Consider the following 21,600-nt stretch of genomic DNA (forward strand, 5'->3'; position numbering starts at 1 on the left):
TCATGAGCCCCGAGCGGACGGCAGCCGCCGCGCACCCGAACCAGGAGGCGGCGGTTCCGCCGTCCTCCGGGTTCGACGCCGCCTGGACGCACCCGCTGCTGGGCCGTCTGCTGCGCGACCAGGGCCGCCGCCGGCGGCTGGACCGACGGCATCCCTGGCTGCTCGACACCGCGGTAGTGGTGTTCGTCGCCCTCACCAGCCTGCCCGATGTGTTCTCCGACGAGAGAGACGGCCCGTTCGAGGAGGCGGCCCCCGCCAGCGACCACCCGACCGTCGTGCTGCTCGCCTTCGCCGTCGCGCTCGTCGTGCCGCTGTGGTGGCGGCGCAGAGCCCCCGCCGTCACGTACTTCGTGATCGCGCTGGTGTCTCTCGTCCAGTGGTCCCTGGACATCTGGCAACAGGCCGGACTCAGCACGCTCGTCGCCCTGTACAGCCTGGCCCTGCACGGGTCGTTGCGGATCCTGGGCTGGGCCGCCGCGCTGACCGGCGTCCAGGTCGCCCTGGCCGTGTTCGTCCTGGTGCCCGTCGATCCTCCGCTGCTCGCCATGTTCTTCCTGCTGGGGACGGCGACCGCAGCCATCGCCGTCGGTCTGACCCTCCGGATCCGCCGGATGTACCTGGCGGCGCTGGAGGACCGGGCCGCCCGTCTGGAGATCGAGCGCGACCAACGCGTCCGGCTGACCGCCGCCGCCGAGCGGTCCCGGGTCGCACGCGAGATGCACGACATCGTCGGCCACAACCTCTCCGTCATGGTCAGCGTCGCCGACGGCGCCGCCACCCTCGCCACCAACCGGGGCGAACAGTCGGCCGAGGCGCTGCGCATCCTCGGCGACACCGGCCGCCAGGCCATGGGCGAACTCCGCCGCGTCCTGGGCGTCCTGCGCGAGGAGGAGGACGACGTACGGCTGCTCAACCCCCAGCCCGGCATCCGCGACCTGGATCTTCTGCTGACCCGGGTCCGTGCGGCGGGGCTGACGGTGACCTACCGGACGGTGGGCGAACTCGACTCGCTGACCAGCGGCGTCCAGCTCACCGTCTACCGCATCGTCCAGGAGGCCCTGACCAACACGCTCAAGCACGCGGGTACGGGCTCCGCCGCCGAGGTCACCGTGGCCGCGGACGCCGGCCGGGTGCGGGTACGCGTCGAGGACACCGGCCTGCCCCCGGGGGCGTCCCCGGCACCGGCGCCGCAGACCGGCGACGCCGGTCACGGGGTGGTCGGCATCCGCCAGCGGGCCGCCATGTACAGCGGTGCCGTCACCATCGGACCGCGCGACACCGGCCACGGCTGGCTCGTGGACGTCGTCCTCGACGCACCCTCCGCGCCCGCCGCGTCGGCACCGGGAGAACAGCTGCCATGACCACCGTCCTGATCGCGGACGACCAGCCTCTGCAACGCATGGGCTTCCGCATGCTCATCGAGGGCACCCCCGGCCTGACCCCGGTCGGCGAGGCCGCGCACGGCGCCGAGGCCGTCCGGCTGGCCTCGGAACTGCGCCCCGACGTCGTCCTGATGGACATCCGCATGCCCGGCATGGACGGCCTGGAGGCCACCCGCCGCATCATCGCCTCCGGCGGCCGCACCCGCGTCCTGATCGTGACCACCTTCGACCTCGACGAGTACGCCTACGAAGGTCTGCGTGCCGGCGCCAGCGGCTTCCTGCTCAAGGACGCCCGCCCCGAGGAACTCGTCGCCGGCATCCACGCCGTCGCGACCGGCGACGCCGTGGTGGCACCCCGTCTTACCCGCCGCCTACTGGACGCCTACGCCCACCAGGTGCTCGCCCCGCCCGGCGCCCCGGCGGCCGTCGACCCCCGGCTGCGGACGCTCAGCGACCGCGAACGCGAGGTGCTCGTCGCCATCGCACAGGGCTGGACGAACAGCGAGATCGCCGAGCGGCTCGTCCTGACCGAGTCCACCGTCAAGAAACACGTGGGCCGCGTCCTCGCGAAGATCGGCGCACGTGACCGCATCCAGGCCGTGATCACTGCGTACGACGCGGGACTGGTCAGGGCAAAGCCCTAGGCCGTGTCCGCGGCGTCCGCCAGCCCCGCGACGCCTGGCACGCTCCCCCAGAGCGGGACCCCCACTCGCCGCACCGGGCGAAACCCCACGTACAACCAGTACGCGAGTCTCCGCCCGGCACGCCGAGAGCACGCTCCCTCGCTCTCGGCTGCGCTCGACCGGGGGGACCCCATGACGCCGCCGGGCCCGCCCTCCGGGCGGGCGACGGGACTTTGCGGACACGACCTGGGGTCAGCGGCCCTTGCGGACCCGGGCCGCCGCACGTGCTTCCGCCGTCTTGCGGGCCTCGGCGGCCTTGCGGGACTCCTTCGCGGGGCGGCCCGGACGGGTACCGATGCCACGGAACGGGGCGTTGCCCGTGGTGCTCTTCGTCGCGGTCGGCGGGCGCTTCGCGCCGGTGATCGCGGTCAGCTTCTCCTCGCCGGAGCGCACCTGGGCGACCGTGGGCCGGATTCCGGCGTCCGACATCATCCGGTTCACGTCGCGCCGCTGGTTGGGGGTGACGAGGGTGACCACCTTCCCGGACTCCCCCGCACGCGCCGTACGTCCGCCGCGGTGCAGATAGTCCTTGGCGTCGGCGGGCGGGTCGACGTTGACGACGAGGTCGAGCGCGTCGATGTGGATGCCCCGCGCGGCGACGTTGGTGGCCACCAGCACGGTGATCTCGCCGTCCTTGAACTGGCCGAGCGTGTGCGTGCGTTGGGGCTGCGACTTCCCGCTGTGCAGGGCGCCGGCGCGTACGCCGCTGGCCCGCAGATGCCGGGTGAACTGGTCGACGCCGGCCTTGGTGTCCAGGAACATCAGGACCCGGCCGTCCCGGGCGGCGATCTCGGTCGCGGTCGCGTACTTGTCGGCGGCGTGGATGTTCAGTACGTGGTGTTCCATCGTGGTGACCGAGCCCGCCAGCCGGTCGACCGAGGCGAGCACCGGGTCGTGGAGGTGGTCGCGTACCAGCTGGTCGACGTTGTGGTCGAGCGTGGCCGAGAACAGCAGCCGCTGTCCGTCGGGGCGGACCTGGTCGACGAGGTCCGAGACCTGCGGCAGGAACCCCAGGTCGCACATCTGGTCGGCCTCGTCAAGGACCGTGATCCGTACGTGGTTCAGCAGGCAGTCCCGGCGTGACACCAGGTCGGTCAGCCGCCCCGGCGTCGCGATGACCACCTCGGCACCGGCCCGCAGCGCCGCCTGCTGCTTGTTGATCGACAGTCCGCCGACCACCGTCGCCAGTCGTACGTCCAGGGTCCGCGCGTACGGTTCCAGCGCGTCGCCGACCTGCTGGGCGAGTTCCCGGGTCGGCACCAGGACCAGCGCGAGGGGCCGCTTGGCCTCGGCTCGCAGTCCCGCCGTACGGACGAGCAGGGCGAGCCCGAAGGCGAGCGTCTTGCCGGAGCCGGTGCGGGCGCGACCCAGGACATCACGGCCGGCCAGCGCGTTGGGGAGGGTCGCCGCCTGGATCGGGAAGGGCTCCGTCACCCCGAGGTCCGTCATCGTCGCCAGCAGCTTCGGCGGCAGCCCGAGCGCGTCGAAGGACTCGGCCGGCGGCAGGCCTGCCGCCCCCTCGGGCGTACCGGCACCGGGGTGTCCGTGGGCTGACGGTTCGGGGTTCATGAGGAGCCTTCCTGGTCTGGCGCCCGAAACGCGCTGGGGCCCGTACCCATCCGGTACGGGCCCCAGCGGTGTCGAAGCGTGACCCCATTTTACCAGCGGTGTACGTCCCGCCCTCCGGTCACCGGGATTCAGATCCCCGGGTGCTGAATGCGTTCGTATTCCTCTATTGGACCCCGGGGCGTCCGGCGGGCAAGGCTGGAGCGCAAGCCCTTGCTCCGCGACCGCGACCCCCGGAAGAGGTAACCAGCACATGCACACTCGACGTATCGGTGACGTGCAGGTCAGCGCGATCGGTCTGGGCGGTATGCCCATGTCGATCGAGGGGCGGCCGGACGAGGCCCGTTCCCTCGCCACCATCCACGCCGCGCTCGACACCGGCCTGACGCTGATCGACACGGCGGACGCCTACCACCGGGACGCCGACGAGGTCGGTCACAACGAGACCCTCATCGCCAAGGCCCTCGCCACCCATGAGCGCGGCACGGACGTGCTGGTCGCCACCAAGGGCGGGCATCTGCGTCCCGGTGACGGCAGTTGGACCCTGGACGGTTCCCCCAAGCACATCAAGGAGGCGTGCGAGGCCTCGCTGCGCCGCCTGGGCGTGGAGGCGATCGGGCTGTACCAGTTCCACCGGCCCGACCCCAAGGTCCCTTACGGGGAGTCGGTCGGCGCGATCCGGGACCTGCTGGACGAGGGCAAGATACGCCTGGCCGGTATCTCCAACGCGAACCCGGACCAGATCCGGCAGGCGAACGAGATCCTCGGCGGACGTCTGGTGTCCGTGCAGAACCAGTTCTCCCCCGCCTTCCGTTCCAGCGAGCCGGAACTGCGGCTCTGCGACGAACTGGGCATCGCGTTCCTGCCCTGGAGCCCGCTCGGCGGTATCTCCCGGGCCGGCGGACTCGGTTCGACGTACGCCGCCTTCGCCCGGGTCGCCGAGGCCCACGGTGTGAGTCCGCAGCGCGTGTGCCTGGCCTGGATGCTCGCCAAGTCCCCGGTGGTCGTCCCGATCCCGGGCTCCTCCCGTCCCGAGACCATCCGTGACTCGGCGGCGGCCACGGAACTGACGCTCTCCGCCAAGGAGTTGGCCGAGCTGGACGCCGTCTGAGCTTGCGGGCGCCCGCTCTCCGTTCGGGGGGCGGGCACCTTGACGCGGCCTTGAACATTCGTACGTCCGTTCATGGCAGGCGGCGTCCTAGAGTCACCCCCGGCCTCCGTGTGAGCGCCCTGTACTCGGCTCGACACAACATGGGGGATCGGCGTGAGACGTCGATGGGTGAAGGTTCTGCTGATCACGGTCGTGGTGCTCGCCGCGCTGTTCACGGCTGCCGACCGCATAGGCGTGCACTACGCCGACAAGGAGGCCACCCAGCTCGCCAAGGAGAAGTACGGCTACGCCAACACCACCGACGGCGACCTGGAGGTGTCGATCGAGGGCTTCCCCTTCCTGACCCAGGCGGCCGGCGAGGAGTTCGATCATGTGTCGCTGACCGCGCACCAGTTCTACATCGACACCACGAACAACGCCCAGGGCGGCTATCTGCACGTCGACCGTCTCCACCTGGACCTGCGCGATGTACGGGTGACGTCATTGACGGCACGCAGCGCCGAGGCGAACCTCGCCACCGGCACGCTGACCATCTCGTACAAGGAACTGTCCGGAGTGGTCACCCGACTCGCGGGCGACGGCGGCCCGTTGCAGGTCTCCCGGGCGGCGGGGTCGAACGGCCAGGCGGCACGCGTCAAAGTCGCGGGCACGGTCGGCGGGACGGCGCTGAACGCCACGGGAACGCTCCTGGCGCAGGGTACGGAGCTGTCCCTGACGGTCCCCGGTGTCGAACAGGCCGGACTGGTCTGGCGGGTCGGCCTCCCGCAGGGCGTCGGCTTCGAATCGGCGCGGGCCACCGCCGACGGCGTCGAGATCGGCCTCGTCGGTCACCAGGTGACGCTCGGCTCGTCGCGCTTCGACGGCTGAGGCGGCTCGAAGGTGAGCCAGTCGGTCAGTCGTCGGGGATGCCGGCGCCGCTGAGGGCCGGGACGGTCCGTTCCGGGCGGGCGAGGGAGAGCGCGCCCAGACGGAACTGGTCGAGCTTGTCGACGATGGTCCGGCCGACCGGTAGGTGGCCCCAGACGCTGATGCCCTGGTGGGTGGAGGGCTCCCAGGTGGCCTCGTCGACGACGACCGGGTTCCAGCCGACCTCCCACTCGAAGCCCGAGGGCGTACGGGCGTAGTAGGAGAGTTCCTTGTCGTTGGTGTGCTGACCGACGGACAAGGCCATGTCGAAGCCGAGTTCGTGCACGCGTTCGTAGCTGCGGGCGAGGTCGTCGAGAGACGCGGCCTGAATGTTGAGGTGCTGTACGCGGGTGCGGACCGGGTCGATGGGCAGTCCGCGTACGGCGGCGATGGCTATGGAGTGGTGCCGCTCGTTGACCCGCAGAAAGCGGATCTTGAGCCTGGCGCCGCTGATCGTCTCGTCGATGTAGTCGGTGAGGCGAGCGTCGAAGACGGTGGTGAAGTAGCCGCGCATCAGGGTGGGTCGGGCCGAGGTGATCGCGACATGGCCCATGCCGGAGTCGCCGGTGACCCAGCCGGAGGAGAGCATCTTCAGGGGCTCCGGCGACCGGACCGGGCTGGTGTAGATCTCCTGGGCGATGCCCTTGGGACCGGGGAAGCGGAGCAGGCGCTCCACGCCGCGCTGCTTCGCCTCCTCGGCGGTGCCCTCGACGCAGGGGACGCCGTGGGCGCGGACGCGGGCCTCGATCTGTTCGAACGTGGTGTGGTCGTCGAGGTGCCAGCCGGTGGCGACGACGTCCTCGGCCGGGCCGCGCCGAAGCAGGAACCGGCACTCCTGGTCGTCGAGGCGGAAGCGCATCAGGCCGGTGTCGAGGTCGTCGTGGTGCATACCGATGGCGTCGGTGCCGAAGCGGCGCCATTCGGTGAAGCGGTTCGTCTCGACGACGAGGTAACCGAGGTGCACAGAACCGAAGACGGAGGCGTTCTCGACAGGGTTCGCGAAGGTGTTCATCGGCGGCCTGCCAGGAAATCGGCGCAGATACGGTTGAACAGCTCCGCGCGTTCGAACTGGACCCAGTGCCCGGTGTTGGCCACTTCGTAGAGGTCGCAGTTGGGCATGCGGTCGGCCAGCATCCGGCCGCCCGAGGGCCGGTTCACCTTGTCGGCCGCTCCCCACAGCACCAGCGTCGGAACCGGCAGCCGGGACAGGCGGTCGTCGCGGGTGAAGTCCATCTTCCATATGGTGCGCAGGGCGTTCGGGCCCGATGGGCGGCGCAGTGGCGGGGCCGCCACGACCTCCGGATCGATGCTGGCCTCGTAGCGGGCGTCGATGACGCTGTCGGGCACGTCGGCGGCGTTGAAGACGAGGAAGTCGCGGATGAACCTCTCCAGCTTGGGCCGCGAAGGGCCGTCCCCGGAGTAGTAGTTGAGCAGGCTGTTGAGGCCAGGGGTGGGCAGGGCGCGGGTGGTGCCGATGCCGCCGGGGCCCATCAGCACCATGCGCTCGACCCGGTCGGGGGTGTCCAGGGCCAGGCGCAGGGCGCAGGCGCCGCCGTAGGAGTTGCCAACCAAGTGGGCCTTGTCCAGGCCGAGTTCGTCGAGGAGGCCGCGGATGCCGGTGGCGAGGTGTCCGAACGGGTCGGCGCCGTCGACGCCCTTGGTACTGCGGCCGTAGCCGGGCAGGTCGGGCACGATGACCCGGTGCTCCTTGGCCAACTCGGCGATGTTCCTGGAGTAGTTGGAGACGCCGGAGGCGCCGGGGCCGCCGCCGTGCAGCAGCAGGACGGGCGGGCCGTCGCCGGTCTCGGCGACGAAGATCCGCCGGCCGCCGATGTCGACCAGGGACTCCTGCATGGGCGGCGGTGCGGTGTGCGTGGTCATGACGCTCCTTGGCCGATGTGGCTGATGTGGGTGGGTGCCGGTGCGAAACCGGCCGGGGCCTGCGGGAGTTGGGCGCCCCGGGGAGCGGCGGCGTAGAGGAAGGCGTCCGGGCGCAGAGCGAGGGTGGCCGCGCCGTGTCGCGCCATCCAGGCGAGCAGCACACCGTCGCTGTCGACGACCGCGCCCTCGGCCGGGCGTGAGCCCGCCGCCAGGACAGCCAGCGAGGGGACACCGCAGTGGTCCCACGTGGGCTGCGGGACGGGCAGGCCGCTGTGCAGGAGCAGCCAGCGTCCGCCGAGTACGTCGTCGAGGCGGACCCGTACCCCGTCCGGACCGGTCACCCAGGGCTGGGGGAGCTGGCGCCCGGAGGACTTGGTGCGCGGGTGGGCCAGAAACCCCTTGGTGTAGCGGGCGACCGGTATCCAGTGGGCGTCCACGAGTCGGCCGCTGAGGCCCGACAGTCCACGCACCGCGTGCAGAGCCGTGTCCCGCATCCTGGCGACGGGCAGCCGCCGTTCGGTGATGATCTTCCCGGTGAACACGGCCCGCCGGGTGATCTCCTTGACGTGCGGCTTGCGTTCGGTCTCGTAGGAGTCGAGGACCGTCTCGGGCAGTTCGCCGCGCAGCACGGCGGCGAGTTTCCAGCACAGGTTGGCGGCGTCCCGTACCCCGGCGGCCATGCCCTGGCCGATCCACGGCGGCATGGCGTGCGCGGCGTCACCGGCGAGGAAGACCCTGCCGACCCGGAAGCGGGCGGCGAAGCGGACGTGGTGGCTGTAGACGGTGGCCCGCAGGATCTTGATCTGGTCCCGGCCGATGCCGTACCGGGACACCATCGCGTGGATGGCGTCGTCGGTGGTCAGGTGCTTCTCGTCGTCGCCGGGGAGGATCGGGAACTCCCAGCGGTGGTGCCCGAGCGGGGTCGGGCAGTCCACCGCCGGGCGCACCGGGTCGCAGCGGAAGCGCAGCCGGTCGTGGTCCGGCCAGGGCTTGAGCATCTTGGTGTCGATGACGACCCAGCGGTCCTCGTACGTCCGTCCCTCGTACCCCACGTTGAGCTGGGCGCGGGTGAGGCTGGAGCCGCCGTCGGCCGCGATCACGTACCGCGCGCGCAGCCGTCGTACCGAGTCGTCGGCGGCCGCGAGCACCGTCAGCTCCACACCCTCGGCGTCCTGGACCAGCCGCAGGCACTCGTGACGCAGCAGGATCTCCACGTTCGGGTAGCGGTCGACGCCGTCACGCAGGACCTGTTCCAGCGCCGGCTGGTAGATGAACATCTGCGGCGGATGGCCGTGCCCGCGCGGGGTGGGGCAGGCGCTGAGGATGGTGCGGCCGCGTGCGTCGACGAAGTCCAGTGGCCGCTCGGCCAGCATGTCCTCCTTCAGCCGGTCCGCCAGTCCGGTCCGCTGCCAGATCCGGATGACCTCCTCGTCCGTGGAGATCGCCCGCGCCCGGGAGTAGATCTCGGCGTCGCGCTCCAGCACGACCACGCTGAGGCCCAGCGCGCCCAGCAGGTTCGCGGCGGTCACCCCTGTGGGCCCGTATCCGATCACCGCTATGTCGTATGTCTCCTGCACCTGGCCACCTCACTGTCGCCATTCTTGCCGTAGCGCTCATTCCAATTGGAGTGGTCGCTACGGTAAGCTTGGTGCTCCAAGGGGTCAAGTGCGGGGAACGACGGGAAGGGCACATGCGATGACCAGGGCGGAGCCGACGCGCAGGAAGCGTGCGAACGGGGTGGAGTCGCGGCAGCGCATCCTCGACGCCACCGTCGAGATCGCGGGCGAGCGCGGGTACGAGGGCACGTCCATCGCGGCGGTCAGCGCCAAGTGCGGGCTGCCCGCCAGCTCGATCTACTGGCACTTCAAGGACAAGGACGATCTGATCGCCGCGGTCATCGAGCGCAGCTTCGAGAGCTGGCTCGCGGCCGTCGATCTGCCTGGCGGGGACACCGGGACTCCGCTGGAGCGGGTGACCGCGATGGCGGCGAACGTGGCGCGGTCCCTGGTCGACGCGCCCGACTTCCTGCGCCTCGGCCTGATGCTCGCCCTGGAACGGCGGCCCAGCGAGCCCCGTGGCCGCACCGTCTTCCTCCAGGTCCGCGAGATCGCCCGGCAGCGGGTCGTCGAAGTGGTCGAGGCGCTGTTCCCGGAGCTGGACGAAGCCTCCGTGCACACCCTGACCACCTACGCGGTCGCCGGTGCCGACGGTCTGTTCATCCACCGGGAGGTCCACGGCGAGACCGTCGACCTGGTGGCGATGTTCGAGCTGCACGCCCGCCTGGTGTACGAGGCGGCGGCCCGCCTCACCGAAGAGAGCGACAAGTAGGCCGGACCAGAGCCGCACGAGAACCATGAGGCACCCCATGACCCCAGCACCCCGCCGGATCGACGTCCACCAGCACCTCGTCCCGCCCTTCTACCGCGACGCCCTCACCGGGGCCGGCATCGCGGAGGCCGGCGGCCGGGCGCTGCCCGACTGGAGCCCCGAGGCAGCACTGGAACTGATGGACCTGCTGGAGACCGACACGGCGATCCTGTCCGTCTCCACCCCGGGCACCGGCTTCCTGGCCGACCCGACGGAGGCCGCCGACCTGGCCCGGCGCCTCAACGACTTCTCCGCCGCGCTCGCCGCCCAACACCCCGACCGCTTCGGCTGGTTCGCCACTCTGCCCATGCCCGACACCGAGACGTCGGCCAAGGAGGCCGAGCGCGCCCTCACCGGGCTGGGCGCCGACGGAGTCACCCTGCTCGCCAACAACAACGGCTCCTACCTCGGCGCCGACGGCCAGGACTCCCTGTGGCGGGTCCTCGACGAGCACGGCGCAGTGGTCTTCGTCCACCCGGCGGACCTCCCGGCGCCCCCGGTCGACGGCATCCCGCCCTTCGCCGCCGACTTCCTCCTCGACACCACCCGCGCCGCCTGTCTCCTCGTACGCAACGGGGTCCCGCGCCGCCACCCGAACATCCGGTTCGTGCTCAGCCATGCCGGTGGCTTCCTGCCGTACGCCTCGCACCGCATGGCCGTCGCCATCGCCGGCAGCACCGGGCGCAGTCCCCTGGACGTCCTGGACGACTTCCGCGGCTTCTACTTCGACACCGCGCTCTCCGCCAGCCCCGCCGCGCTGCCCACCTTGCTCGCCTTCGCCCGCCCGGGGCACGTCCTGTTCGGCAGCGACTGGCCCTTCGCGCCCACTGCCGCCGGTCAGTACTTCGCCAACGGGCTGGACGGCGGCGTCGATCCCGCCACTCTTGCCGCCGTCAACCGCGGAAACGCCGAGGCACTCTTCCCTCGGCTGGCCGGTGCTCCCGTCGTCGCCCCGACCCGGCCCATCGGCGCGCGGGTGCGGCAGTCCGCCCAACGGGCCGGTGCCCGGCTCTTCTTCAAGCTCGTCCAGCCCGGGACTGGCTGAGGGTCCCGTCAGCCGCCCCTGCGCAGCACCCGCGACAGGCCGAGGGCCGCCGTCCGTACGGCGGGCGCCAGTTGGGCCGGGCTGAAGCGGGCACGCGGCACCGCGACCGACAGGGCGGCGACCGTGGTGCCGCCCGCGAACACGGGGGCCGCGATACAGCTCATGCCCAGCGCGGCCTCCTGCTCCTCGTAGGCGAGACCGGAGACCCGGATCTTCTCCAGGGCCGTCCGCATCCGGGCCGGATCGGTGATCGAGTGCGGAGTGAGGCTCGGCAGCGGCCGGGACAGCACCTCCTCCATCAGCTCCGCACCCGAGAAGGCCAGCAGGGCCTTGCCGACGCCGGTGCAGGTCAGCGGCAGACTGCCGCCGATGCGGGAGGGCAGCCAGGAGGCCTCGTGGCCGTGGATGCGCTCCAGGTAGACCACCTCAAGGCCCTCGCGGACACCGAGGTGGACGGTCTCGTGGGTGGCCTCGAACAGATCCTGGAGGAAGGGCAGGGCCGTCTCCCGCAGATCGAGCCGGTGCGGCACCAGCGAACCCAGTTCGAACAGCTTGGCGCCGAGCCGGTACTCGGCGCCCGAGCGCTCCAGCCAGCCCAGCCCGACGAGATCCGCCGCCAACCGGTGCACCGTGGGCTTGGGCAGACCCGTACGCTCCGAAAGTTCCGACAGACGGAAAGAACCGCCGTCCGGACGAAAGCTTTCGATGATGAGCGCGGCCTTTTCGAGCATGCTGCCGCCCACGTTGTTCCGTGTCACGGAACAAAGTTTGTCCGTTCGGACGGACGCTGTCTATATCGGTATCGACCCATCGCTCTCCTCCCTCGGAACCCTGGAGGCAATCCATGCCGACCGTGCCACCGGACGTGCTCAAGGCCGCCGACCTGCTGGCCGAGGCCACCCGTACCGGCGTCCCCTGTCCGCCCGTACGTGATCTGTTCGAGGACGGCGCCGATCTGGGGACCGCCTACGCCGTGCAGCAGCTGAACGTCCGGCGCGGCTCGGACGCCGGACGCCGGATCGTCGGCCGGAAGATCGGCCTGACCTCGGTCGCCGTACAGCGGCAACTCGGTGTGGACCAGCCCGACTTCGGCGCACTGTTCGCCGACATGGCCGTACCCGACGGCGGCACGGTGCCCGCCGGGCGGCTGCTGCAGCCCAAGGTGGAGGCGGAGGTCGCCCTGGTGCTCGGGCGCGATCTGCCGCACCCGGAGTGCACGGTCGTCGACGTGCTGCGGGCGGTCGACTTCGCGCTGCCCGCGCTGGAGATCGTGGACAGCCGGGTGCGGGACTGGGACATCTCCCTCCTCGACACGGTCGCCGACAACGCCTCCTGCGGGCTGTACGTCCTCGGCGCCACCCCCGTCCCCCTCACCGCCGTGGATCTGCGGGCAGTGACGATGACCATGACCCGGGGCGGCGAGACCGTCTCCGAGGGCACCGGCGCCGACTGTCTCGGCAGCCCGCTCAACGCGGCGGTGTGGCTGGCCTCGGCGCTCGCCGAGCGCGGCGACCCGCTGCGCGCCGGCGACCTGGTGCTGACCGGGGCCCTGGGCCCGATGACGCCCGCAGCGGCCGGTGATGTGTTCGAGGCCCGTATCTCGGGGCTGGGTTCCGTACGGGCCGCCTTCGCCGCCGACACCCAGGGAGACGACCAGTGAGCGCCAAGACCAAAGTGGCCGTCATCGGCTCGGGCAACATCGGCACCGACCTCATGATCAAGGTGCTGCGGCTGTCGGAGACCCTGGAGATCGCCGCCATGGCAGGCATCGACCCCGACTCCGACGGACTGGCCCGCGCCCGCCGTCTGAAGGTGGCCACCACCCACAAGGGCGTCGAGGGGCTCGTCGCCCTGGACGAGTTCGCCGACGTGGAGATCGTCTTCGACGCCACCTCCGCCGGGGCCCATCGCCATCACGACGCGGTGCTGCGCCCGCTGGGCCGCACCCTCGTCGACCTCACCCCGGCCGCCCTCGGCCCGTACGTCGTCCCGCCGGTCAACGGCGACGCCCACCTCGACGCGCCGAACGTCAACATGGTCACCTGCGGCGGCCAGGCCACCATCCCGATCGTCGCCGCCGTGGGCGCGGTCAGCCCGGTTCACTACGGCGAGATCGTCGCGTCCATCGCCTCCCGCTCGGCCGGTCCCGGCACCCGCGCCAACATCGACGAGTTCACCGAGACGACCTCCGCCGCGATCGAGCAGGTCGGCGGGGCCGCCCGGGGCAAGGCGATCATCGTCCTCAACCCGGCCGAACCCCCGCTGATCATGCGGGACACCGTGCACTGCCTGGTCTCCGACTGCGCCACCGAGGCCGTCACGGCGTCCGTGGAGGAGATGGTCGGCCGCGTCCAGGCGTACGTGCCCGGTTACCGGCTCAAGCAGAAGGTGCAGTACGAGCGGGTGGCCGCCGACGACCCCCTGCGCACCCTCGCCCCGGGCGTGGCCGACCCGCTGAAGGTGTCGGTCTTCCTAGAGGTCGAGGGCGCCGCCCACTACCTCCCGGCCTACGCCGGAAACCTCGACATCATGACCTCGGCCGCGCTGCGCACCGCCCAACGCATCACCGCACACCGCCTGACCGCACAAGGCGCCACCGAAGGGGCCGCACGATGAGCACGACGACCACGACGACCACCCGGCTGTACGTCCAGGACGTCACCCTGCGGGACGGCATGCACGCCATCCGGCACCGCTACACCGTCGGCCAGGCCCGCGCGATCGCCGCCGCCCTGGACGCGGCGGGCGTCGCAGCGATCGAGATCGCCCACGGTGACGGTCTGGCCGGCTCCAGCATCAACTACGGCGTCGGCGCCCACACCGACTGGGAGTGGATCGAGGCCGTGGTGGACGCCACCACACGCGCGGTGCCCACGACCCTGCTGCTGCCCGGCATCGGCACGCTCCACGACCTCAGGCGGGCCCACGCCCTCGGCATCCGCAGCGTCCGGATCGCCACCCACTGCACCGAGGCCGACATCTCCGCCCAGCACATCGCCGCCGCCCGGGAGTTGGGCATGGACGTCGCCGGGTTCCTGATGATGTCCCACATGGCCGAACCGGCCGAACTCGCCCGCCAGGCCAAGCTGATGGAGTCGTACGGCGCGCACTGCGTGTACGTCACCGACTCCGGCGGCCGGCTGACCATGGACGGCGTCCGGGACCGCTTCCGCGCCTACCGCGAAGTCCTCGACCCGGCAACGGAGTTGGGCATCCACGCCCACCACAACCTCGCCCTGGGCGTGGCCAACACGGTCGTCGCCGTGGAGAGCGGCGCGGTGCGGGTCGACGCCTCGCTCGCCGGGCAGGGCGCGGGGGCCGGCAACTGTCCCCTGGAGGCGTTCGTCGCGGTCGCCGACCTGATGGGCTGGGACCACGCCTGCGACCTGTTCCCGCTCATGGACGCCGCCGACGACCTCGTACGCCCCCTCCAGGACCGCGAGGTACGGGTCGACCGCGAGACCCTCACCCTCGGCTACGCGGGCGTGTACTCCAGCTTCCTGCGCCACGCCGAGGTCGCCGCCACCCGCCACGGTCTCGACACCCGCGCCATCCTCGTCGAGGCCGGGCGACGCGGCATGGTCGGCGGCCAGGAGGACATGATCACCGACATCGCGCTCGACCTCACCGCCCACACCGGGAGCTGACGGAAAGGTACCGTCGCCCTACCAGGGACGTACGTCGACGGGACCGAGAACATGATCATCTTTGGCACCAAGGGATACCTGTACCAGCTCGCGATACTCACGCTGGTGTGCGGGCACTGTGGCAATCCCTCCGCACACACGCTCAAGAAACGCGTCACGAAGTTCACCCTCTTCTTCGTGCCCCTGTTCCCCTTCTCCACGAAGTACCAGACGCAGTGCACCTTCTGCGGTGCCGAGCAGAAGGTGACCAAGGAGCAGGCGGAGCAGCTGCAGGGCGGCGCCGTCGGTGGCCCGACGAACACGCCGCCCCAGCAGCAGTCCTACCGCCCCTGAGCGGAGGCGCCCACGGCCGTCATCGTGATGCCTTCCTGATGCGGCGCAGCATCACGAAGCCGGCGATCAGGAGAACCGCTCCGACCGCGGCCGGCCACAACTGGGTTCCCGTGTCGGCGAGATCACCGGTGACCGCCTGCGGCGCGGGCTGTGCGACGGCGTCGTCGCCGGTGCCCTCGTCGGCGGTCGCCGCGCTGCCGACCTCGCCGTCACCACCGTCGTCCGTCGGCGACACGTCGGACTCGGCCCGCTGGGTGGCCGGCGGTGACGTGTAGGCCTTCGGCTCCGCTTCGGCGGGCTCCTTCGTGGCAGTGGGCGTGGGAGTGGCGCTCGCCGGGGCCGGGGCCTGTGTGCTCACGGACGGGGACGGCGAAGGCTCCGCCGTCTCGTCCTCGCCCGGGGTGTCCGTGGGGTCCGGGGCCGGCTCGTCGGTCTCCTCGGCCGGCGGGTCGGGCGTCGGTGACGGGCTGTTCTCCGGGTCCTCACCGTTCGGGGCACCGGCCTCGCACTGCCGTCCGGAGTTGATGCAGCCGACCATCTCCCGCATCAAGTTCTCGTCGAACACGTTGATGAAGTCGCCATGGTCGGTGACCGGCTTGTGCAGCTGCTCGGGGAAGGCGTCGACCGCGAACAGCGGGGTCGTACGGCCGCCGTCCTTCAGACTCGGCGCATCGACGTCGTACACGATGCGCTGCACGAGCTGCGGGATGGCCTTGAAGCCGGTCGGGCAGTTCCCGGCCGCGTCGGCGAACGCCACGTGAGTGCGGTGGTTGGCGCTGTCGATGTTCGTGCCGTCCCAGCAGCTCTGGAACCTGAAGGTGCGCACCACGTCGCTGCCCTGGGGGCAGAGCGGGTACTTGTCCCTCAGCTGCCGGTCCTCGAAGCCGGTGCAGCTCCAGGAGGCGTTCGCGTTGGCGGTGCCGTTGACGAACGCCTTGGCGTCGCCGGTGATGATGCGCAGCAGCCGGGGCATGGCCACGACCTCGCCGCGCGGGCTGCCGACGAACGTCATGGTGACCTGCTCGGGCGTGACGATCTCTCCGGCGTTGCCCTCGATGCCGCCGCCGGGCGAGTTGGCGTCCTGCTCCTGCGTCCCGTTCTGCAGGCGCAGCACGGGCCAGAAGTAGGAGGACTTGTCGCCCTGGTCCACACAGGTGGTCTGTGCGGCGGCCAGGTCCTCGTCGCTCGCGAACGCGTTGTTGGACTGGTTGCCTACGTAGTCGTGGAAGTGGTGTGCGCCGTTGGAGACACCGGGGGCCACGATGACGTTGTCCGAGTTGAACAGCCCGTTCGCGTTCACACCGCAGCTGGTGGAGAAGGTGCCGCGGGAGGCGTTGCCCTGCTGGGAGGGGCTCTGCGCGGCGGGCTGGACGGTGGTGATGTCCGCGAAGTCGTCGGCGACCGGACCGTTTCCGGCCTGGCCGCCGTTCCCGACGCCGTCCTGCTGGCCTTCCTCACCGCCCTGGTCGCCGCTCTGGTCGTCGCCCTGTTCCTGGCCGTCCTCTTCCTGGCCGCCCTGACCGTCGCCGTTCTGGTCCTGGCCTTCCCCGCCCTGCCATTCCTCTCCGGCCTGGTTGCCGGAGTCCCGGAGCGTGCAGGCCGCCAGGGCTTCGAGCCCCTCGGGGCGGTCTCCCACCCGGTCGATGGCGATCGCGATCCGTTCGATGGTCGCGGTTCGCTTCTCCTTCAGCGGGTTCATGATCGCGGAGTCGGCGAAGCCGCTGTCCTGTTGCATGGCCTGCGTCGAGTTCTGCAGCCGCTGGTAGGCCTCGGCCGTCTGCTGGTCGAGGGCGGCGAGTTCCTTGTCGACCTCCGCCCGCGCCTCGTCCGGTACGGCCGCCAACTGGTCGCCGACATCAGGGCAGTCGATCGTTGCGGCTCCCGAATACAGCGTCTGCGGGGCCGAGTCACCACCCGTGCCGCCTTCGGTGGCCGAGGCGTAGACGTTCGCCGCGACCAGCCCACCTCCGCCCAGCATCAGAGCGACCGCCGCGAAGGTGGCGCGGCGTGGACCTGTCGGGCGTCTGCGTGTGTTGCGTCCCACGGAGTACTCCTGCACTGCATGGCCGGATCGACATGGAAATGCCCCCAGTGCCATACGCAGCCGGACCCCCGGGTGTTCAACCGCCCCGCAGATTCATAGGAACCTCTAAGGGAGCCGGGGTGAGCAGGGGTCCCGTAGACCCCATAAGTCCACCTTATGAGCCCATAACCCGGACCCCCGTACTAGCTTAGGCTTGCCTTAGTTTAGGCTTCCTTCGAAGATCTCTTGTCATCGTTCGAAGGGAACCTGATCATGCCTCGCCCTCTGCGGGTGGCCATTGTCGGAGCCGGCCCGGCCGGGATCTACGCCGCCGACGCGTTGCTCAAGTCCGCAGTGGCCGCGGAGCCCGGCGTGTCCATCGACCTCTTCGAGCGGATGCCGGCCCCCTTCGGTCTGATCCGGTACGGCGTCGCCCCCGACCACCCGCGCATCAAGGGCATCGTGACCGCCCTGCACCAGGTGCTCGACAAGCCGCAGATCCGCCTCTTCGGCAACGTCGACTACCCGGGCGACATCAACCTGGACGATCTGCGCGCCTTCTACGACGCGGTGATCTTCTCGACCGGCGCCACGGCCGACCGGGCGCTCGACATACCCGGCGTCGAGCTGGACGGCTCGTACGGCGCCGCGGACTTCGTCTCCTGGTACGACGGACACCCGGACGTGCCGCGTACGTGGCCCCTCGACGCGGAGAAGGTCGCGGTCCTCGGTGTCGGCAACGTCGCGCTCGACGTGGCGCGTGTGCTGGCGAAGACGGCGGACGAACTGCTGCCGACCGAGATCCCGGCGAACGTGTACGAGGGTCTGAAGGCCAACAAGGCACTCGAGGTCCATGTCTTCGGCCGCCGAGGCCCGGCGCAGGCCAAGTTCAGCCCGATGGAGCTGCGCGAGCTGGACCACTCCCCCAACATCGAGGTCATCGTCGACCCCGAGGACATCGACTACGACGACGGCTCGATCGCGACCCGGCGGGGCAACAAGCAGGCCGACATGGTCGCCAAGACGCTGGAGAACTGGGCGATCCGCGACATCGGCGAGCGCCCGCACAAACTGTTCCTGCACTTCTTCGAGTCGCCCACCGAGATCCTCGGCGAGGACGGCAAGGTCGTGGGCCTGCGCACCGAGCGGACCGCTCTCGACGGCACCGGCAACGTCAAGGGCACCGGCGAGTTCAAGGACTGGGACCTCGGCGCGGTCTACCGCGCGGTCGGCTACCTCTCCGACAAGCTGCCCAAGCTGCCCTGGGACGTCGAGTCGGGCACCGTCCCCGACGAGGGCGGCCGGGTCATCGAGGAGACCGGCGAGCACCTCGCGTCGACGTACGTCACCGGCTGGATCCGGCGCGGCCCCGTGGGGCTGATCGGGCACACGAAGGGCGACGCCAACGAGACCGTCGCCAATCTGCTGGACGACCACGCGAACGGCCGTCTCCGCACGCCCGTCTCACCCGACCCGGAGGCCGTGGACGCGTTCCTCGGCGAGCGGAACGTCCGCTTCACCACCTGGGAGGGCTGGTACAAGCTGGACGCCGCGGAGAAGGCCCTGGGCGAGCCCGAGGGCCGCGAGCGCATCAAGATCGTCGAGCGCGAGGACATGCTCCGGGCCAGCGAGGCGTAAGCGACACCTCTGGAACAGCCAAGAAGGACCAGAAACAACAGGGCTCGGCTCGCGGGATACCGCGAGCCGGGCCTTTCTCGTCCCTCAGCCCCTTACCCCCACTTGCCGGGACGGCCTGTCGGGGCGGACTCCGGCGGCGGGCCGGTGTCGAGTTCCCGCGCCTGTGCGCGCATGGAGCGCAGGGCCAGCAGGAGTACGCCGATGTCGTCCAGGTAGACGGGGTCGGGCACGAGGTCGGCCGGGAGCACCAGGTATGCGACCGCGCCCCAGAAGATCCAGCGCGGGCCCGTCGGCAGGCCTGCGCGGCGCAGATCCCGCCGGGTGCGGACCAGCCGTACCAGCACGGTGGCCGCCACGGCCAGCGCTGCCGCCGCCAGGACCGCGACGACCAGGATCACTGTCGTGGTGGAATCCATCGATCCTCCGCTGTTCCGCGCTCGCCCCGCCGCATCCTTCTCACCCTTCGCCTTCCCCTTCACGGTGTGTCCACACCGCGGTCTCCGCCACTCTCGCGCACGGCACATTCGAGACAGCCCGAAGGAAGGGAATGGTGCAGACCTTATTGCGCCGCAGGAGATTTCCGCAGGTTGCATAGGGCAGCAAAGTGATCACGAAGAACGTGAACGAGCCAGTATCCAAGAGTAATTCACAGAGAGTTGATTGTTCCGGAGCGGCGCTGCCATAATCCGCTTCTTGACCCGTCTCCCCCCTGGCGGGCTCTGCATCGGAATTCACTCCGCGAAACGTCCGGATTCACGATTCCCCCACCGTTTCCGCACATGAGCACGGATCCGACGCGACATAATGCAGCGAAGAAGGTGCGTTTATGTCCAATTATTTCACGCGGCCCGACGAGCCGCCCGTATACAGCCCGACGTACACCGAACCGACGCCCGGGCAGGCGTTGCACGGCCATCCCGAATTCCAGTCGTTGCGGAACGACTACCGCCACTTCGCGGCCCAATCGACAGCGCTCGCCGTCGGCGGATTCCTGCTCTATGTCCTTTTGTCGAGCTTCGCACCAGGACTCATGAATCAGCCGCTCGCCGGTCATCTGACACTCGGGCTGGCCCTCGGACTGGGGCAGTTCGTGGTGATGGGGGTGACCGCCTGGCGCTATGTACGGCGGATGCGCACCCGCTTCGATCCGGTCGCCCGGGGACTGCGCTCCCAGTGGGAGCAGCAGCGTCGGCCGGGGCAGCACCGTCCGGCCGAGCAGGCCGGTCCCCGCCCACAGAGCAAGAGGGAGTTCCGTACGTGGTGACGACGACCATCGCCGCCGGCGTTGTCGACCCGTTCAGCCGGCAGTTGACCTTCGTGCTCTTCCTGTCGGTCGTCGTGGTGACGTTGTTCGCCGCGCTGCTGATCGCCCCGCAGCGCGACGAGGTCGGCGAGTTCTATCTCGGCAACCGGGAGATGTCGCCGCTGCGCAACGGCCTCGCGATGTGCGGGGACTATCTCTCGGCCGCGACCCTGCTGGGCAGTACCGGGCTGGTCGCGCTCACCGGCTACGACGGGCTGCTGTATCTGTGCGGCACGACGGTCGCCTGGATGATGGTCCTCCTGGTGATCGCCGAACCGCTGCGCAACTCCGGCAAGTTCACCCTCGGGGACACGCTGGCGCTGCGGCTGCCGCAGGGCGGACGGTCGGTGCGGCTCGCGCTCTCCCTCTGCACCCTGACCATCTGCTGTCTCTACCTGGTGGCCCAACTCGTGGGCAGTGTCGCCCTGTTGACCCAGTTCACAGGCGTCCCCAGCTCCACCACCCGCACCCTGTGCGTCGTCGTCATCGGCACCGTCGTCATCGTGTACGCCTCGCTCGGCGGTATGCCCGGCGCGACGTTCATCCAGATCGTCAAGGCCGTGATGCTCGTCTCCGGCATCGCCGTCACGGCCGTCATGGTGCTGCACCGCTTCGACTGGAACGTCAACGCTCTGCTGGAGGCGGCCACCCAGAACAGCGGCATCGGCCAGCGGTTCCTCGAACCCGGGCTGCGCTACGGCGGGAGCACCACCAGCAAACTCGACTTCCTCAGCCTCCAGTTGGCCATCGTGCTCGGCCTCGCCGCGCTCCCCCACGTGATGATGCGGCTGCTCGCCCCGCGCTCCACCAACGTCCTGCGCTCCTCGGTCGTGTGGGCCGCGGGCCTGGTCGGCTTCGTCTGTCTGGCGGCCGGCATTCTCGGCCTGGGCGCCACCGCCCTAGTGGGCCGCGAGTCCATCGTCGACACCGACCCGAAGGGCGACGCGGCCGTCCTTCTGCTCGCGCAGTCCATCGGCGGCGGAGTGCTCACGGCCCTTCTGTCCTGCCTCGCCTTCGTCACGCTGCTCGCGGTCGCGGCGGGCCTCACCCTCGCCGCGGCCTCGTCCCTCGCCCACGATCTGTACGGCGAGGTCATCCGCAAGGGGCGCGCCACCCAGGCCGAGGAGCTGGGCGCGGCCCGGCTGGCGGCGGTCCTCATCGGCGTGCTGGGGATGGCGCTGGCCCTGCTGTCGTGGGAGACCAACGTCTCGACGCTCGCCTTTCTCGCCTTCGCCATAGCCGCGTCCGCCCTGCTCCCCACGCTCCTGTACAGCCTGTTCTGGCGGCGCTTCAACTCCCGGGGTGCGCTGCTCAGTCTGTGCGGCGGGCTGGTCTGCTCGGTGCTGCTGGTGGTGTTCTCACCGGTGGTCTCGTCGACCCCGTCCTCCATCTACCCGTCGTCGGACTTCGCCTGGTTCCCCCTCCAGAACCCAGGCATCGTCTCGATCCCGGCGGGCTTCTTCCTGGGCTGGCTGGGTACGGTCCTGGCGCCCCGCCAGGAGACGTCCACGTACGAGGAGTTCGAGGTCCGCGCCCTCGTCGGCGCAGGAGCCGACGCCGAGTAGCACGGACACCTGCGGCGGCGGGGGCGAGTTTCCTCGCCCCCGCCGCCCCTACCCGTCCCATCCTCGGGGGCTCCGCCCCCGAACCCCCGCTCCTCAAACGCCGGAGGGGCTGACTACCAGCCCGTCCGGCGTTTGAGGACGAGGCCGTTC

At 70.5% G+C, this 21,600-nt stretch carries 20 protein-coding genes; 13 read left to right on the forward strand and 7 right to left on the reverse strand.

The annotated features are described in order from the left end of the window. Positions 1–2: 2 nt before the first annotated feature. Together ACFYXF_RS14650 and ACFYXF_RS14655 are read left to right on the forward strand one after the other, a co-directional pair. Complete coding sequence (locus ACFYXF_RS14650; RefSeq protein ID WP_389349902.1) at positions 3–1,361, forward strand: sensor histidine kinase; 1,359 nt, start codon at positions 3–5, stop codon at positions 1,359–1,361. Then, positions 1,358–2,026: a response regulator transcription factor gene (locus tag ACFYXF_RS14655; RefSeq protein ID WP_235472561.1), complete on the forward strand. Its 669-nt coding sequence runs from the start codon at positions 1,358–1,360 to the stop codon at positions 2,024–2,026. The genes ACFYXF_RS14650 and ACFYXF_RS14655 overlap by 4 nt, the downstream gene beginning before the upstream one ends. Before the next feature lie 231 nt (positions 2,027–2,257). Here the strand turns inward: ACFYXF_RS14655 and ACFYXF_RS14660 are convergent, their stop codons facing one another. After that, positions 2,258–3,634, reverse strand: a complete 1,377-nt coding sequence (locus tag ACFYXF_RS14660) for a DEAD/DEAH box helicase (RefSeq protein WP_389349903.1) — start codon at positions 3,632–3,634, stop codon at positions 2,258–2,260. A gap of 250 nt (positions 3,635–3,884) precedes the next feature. On the opposite strand from ACFYXF_RS14660, the gene ACFYXF_RS14665 reads away from it, so the two are divergent. Beyond that, positions 3,885–4,742 carry an aldo/keto reductase gene (locus tag ACFYXF_RS14665; protein ID WP_389349904.1) on the forward strand — a complete coding sequence of 286 codons (858 nt, stop codon included), beginning with the start codon at positions 3,885–3,887 and terminating at the stop codon, positions 4,740–4,742. 153 nt (positions 4,743–4,895) lie between these two features. Further along, on the forward strand, positions 4,896–5,609 hold the full coding sequence (locus tag ACFYXF_RS14670; RefSeq protein WP_389349905.1) for a DUF2993 domain-containing protein: 714 nt from the start codon (positions 4,896–4,898) through the stop codon (positions 5,607–5,609). 25 nt (positions 5,610–5,634) lie between these two features. Here ACFYXF_RS14670 and ACFYXF_RS14675 read toward each other — a convergent pair whose 3' ends face one another. The 3 genes from ACFYXF_RS14675 to ACFYXF_RS14685 are packed head-to-tail and all read right to left on the reverse strand — an operon-like array spanning position 5,635 to position 9,106. Further along, positions 5,635–6,660 carry a VOC family protein gene (locus tag ACFYXF_RS14675; RefSeq protein ID WP_389349906.1) on the reverse strand — a complete coding sequence of 342 codons (1,026 nt, stop codon included), beginning with the start codon at positions 6,658–6,660 and terminating at the stop codon, positions 5,635–5,637. Further along, the gene (locus tag ACFYXF_RS14680) at positions 6,657–7,529 is read right to left on the reverse strand and encodes an alpha/beta fold hydrolase (protein WP_389349907.1); all 873 of its coding nucleotides are present in this window, start codon (positions 7,527–7,529) and stop codon (positions 6,657–6,659) included. Before ACFYXF_RS14680 ends, ACFYXF_RS14675 begins: the two co-directional genes overlap by 4 nt. Then, entirely contained in the window at positions 7,526–9,106 is a 1,581-nt protein-coding gene (locus tag ACFYXF_RS14685) for a bifunctional 3-(3-hydroxy-phenyl)propionate/3-hydroxycinnamic acid hydroxylase (RefSeq protein ID WP_389349908.1), read from the reverse strand. The genes ACFYXF_RS14680 and ACFYXF_RS14685 overlap by 4 nt, the downstream gene beginning before the upstream one ends. A gap of 118 nt (positions 9,107–9,224) precedes the next feature. Here ACFYXF_RS14685 and ACFYXF_RS14690 point away from each other — a divergent pair, with 118 nt between their 5' ends. Both ACFYXF_RS14690 and ACFYXF_RS14695 read left to right on the forward strand, forming a co-directional pair. Beyond that, complete coding sequence (locus ACFYXF_RS14690) at positions 9,225–9,857, forward strand: TetR/AcrR family transcriptional regulator (RefSeq protein WP_389349909.1); 633 nt, start codon at positions 9,225–9,227, stop codon at positions 9,855–9,857. 37 nt (positions 9,858–9,894) lie between these two features. Continuing rightward, positions 9,895–10,941, forward strand: a complete 1,047-nt coding sequence (locus ACFYXF_RS14695; protein ID WP_389349910.1) for an amidohydrolase family protein — start codon at positions 9,895–9,897, stop codon at positions 10,939–10,941. Positions 10,942–10,949: 8 nt separating this feature from the next. On the opposite strand, the gene ACFYXF_RS14700 is transcribed toward ACFYXF_RS14695, so the two are convergent. After that, the gene (locus tag ACFYXF_RS14700; protein ID WP_369036399.1) at positions 10,950–11,672 is read right to left on the reverse strand and encodes an IclR family transcriptional regulator; all 723 of its coding nucleotides are present in this window, start codon (positions 11,670–11,672) and stop codon (positions 10,950–10,952) included. Positions 11,673–11,785: 113 nt separating this feature from the next. Between ACFYXF_RS14700 and ACFYXF_RS14705 the strand changes: the two genes are divergently transcribed. The 4 genes from ACFYXF_RS14705 to ACFYXF_RS14720 are packed head-to-tail and all read left to right on the forward strand — an operon-like array spanning position 11,786 to position 14,921. Then, positions 11,786–12,601 carry a 2-keto-4-pentenoate hydratase gene (locus ACFYXF_RS14705; RefSeq protein WP_389349911.1) on the forward strand — a complete coding sequence of 272 codons (816 nt, stop codon included), beginning with the start codon at positions 11,786–11,788 and terminating at the stop codon, positions 12,599–12,601. Then, a complete protein-coding gene (locus ACFYXF_RS14710) occupies positions 12,598–13,557 on the forward strand; it encodes an acetaldehyde dehydrogenase (acetylating) (RefSeq protein WP_389349912.1) in 960 nt (319 codons plus the stop codon). Before ACFYXF_RS14705 ends, ACFYXF_RS14710 begins: the two co-directional genes overlap by 4 nt. Continuing rightward, entirely contained in the window at positions 13,554–14,588 is a 1,035-nt protein-coding gene (gene dmpG / locus ACFYXF_RS14715; protein ID WP_389349913.1) for a 4-hydroxy-2-oxovalerate aldolase, read from the forward strand. The genes ACFYXF_RS14710 and dmpG overlap by 4 nt, the downstream gene beginning before the upstream one ends. A gap of 51 nt (positions 14,589–14,639) precedes the next feature. Then, a complete protein-coding gene (locus tag ACFYXF_RS14720; protein WP_389349914.1) occupies positions 14,640–14,921 on the forward strand; it encodes a zinc-ribbon domain-containing protein in 282 nt (93 codons plus the stop codon). Between the two features lie 19 nt (positions 14,922–14,940). Here the strand turns inward: ACFYXF_RS14720 and ACFYXF_RS14725 are convergent, their stop codons facing one another. Further along, positions 14,941–16,965, reverse strand: a complete 2,025-nt coding sequence (locus ACFYXF_RS14725; protein ID WP_389349915.1) for a DUF1996 domain-containing protein — start codon at positions 16,963–16,965, stop codon at positions 14,941–14,943. 252 nt (positions 16,966–17,217) lie between these two features. Between ACFYXF_RS14725 and ACFYXF_RS14730 the strand changes: the two genes are divergently transcribed. Beyond that, positions 17,218–18,582, forward strand: coding sequence for an FAD-dependent oxidoreductase (locus tag ACFYXF_RS14730; RefSeq protein ID WP_389349916.1), 1,365 nt, complete (start codon positions 17,218–17,220; stop codon positions 18,580–18,582). Between the two features lie 92 nt (positions 18,583–18,674). Here the strand turns inward: ACFYXF_RS14730 and ACFYXF_RS14735 are convergent, their stop codons facing one another. Further along, complete coding sequence (locus ACFYXF_RS14735; protein WP_389349917.1) at positions 18,675–18,998, reverse strand: YkvA family protein; 324 nt, start codon at positions 18,996–18,998, stop codon at positions 18,675–18,677. 410 nt (positions 18,999–19,408) lie between these two features. Here ACFYXF_RS14735 and ACFYXF_RS14740 point away from each other — a divergent pair, with 410 nt between their 5' ends. Both ACFYXF_RS14740 and ACFYXF_RS14745 read left to right on the forward strand, forming a co-directional pair. Next, the gene (locus tag ACFYXF_RS14740; protein ID WP_389349918.1) at positions 19,409–19,846 is read left to right on the forward strand and encodes a DUF485 domain-containing protein; all 438 of its coding nucleotides are present in this window, start codon (positions 19,409–19,411) and stop codon (positions 19,844–19,846) included. Further along, on the forward strand, positions 19,840–21,450 hold the full coding sequence (locus ACFYXF_RS14745) for a cation acetate symporter (protein ID WP_389349919.1): 1,611 nt from the start codon (positions 19,840–19,842) through the stop codon (positions 21,448–21,450). Before ACFYXF_RS14740 ends, ACFYXF_RS14745 begins: the two co-directional genes overlap by 7 nt. Positions 21,451–21,600 lie beyond the last annotated feature (150 nt).

The sequence above is a fragment of the Streptomyces sp. NPDC002680 genome, from assembly GCF_042889145.1.
In the GTDB taxonomy this organism is placed as follows: Bacteria; Actinomycetota; Actinomycetes; order Streptomycetales; family Streptomycetaceae; genus Streptomyces; species Streptomyces adonidis.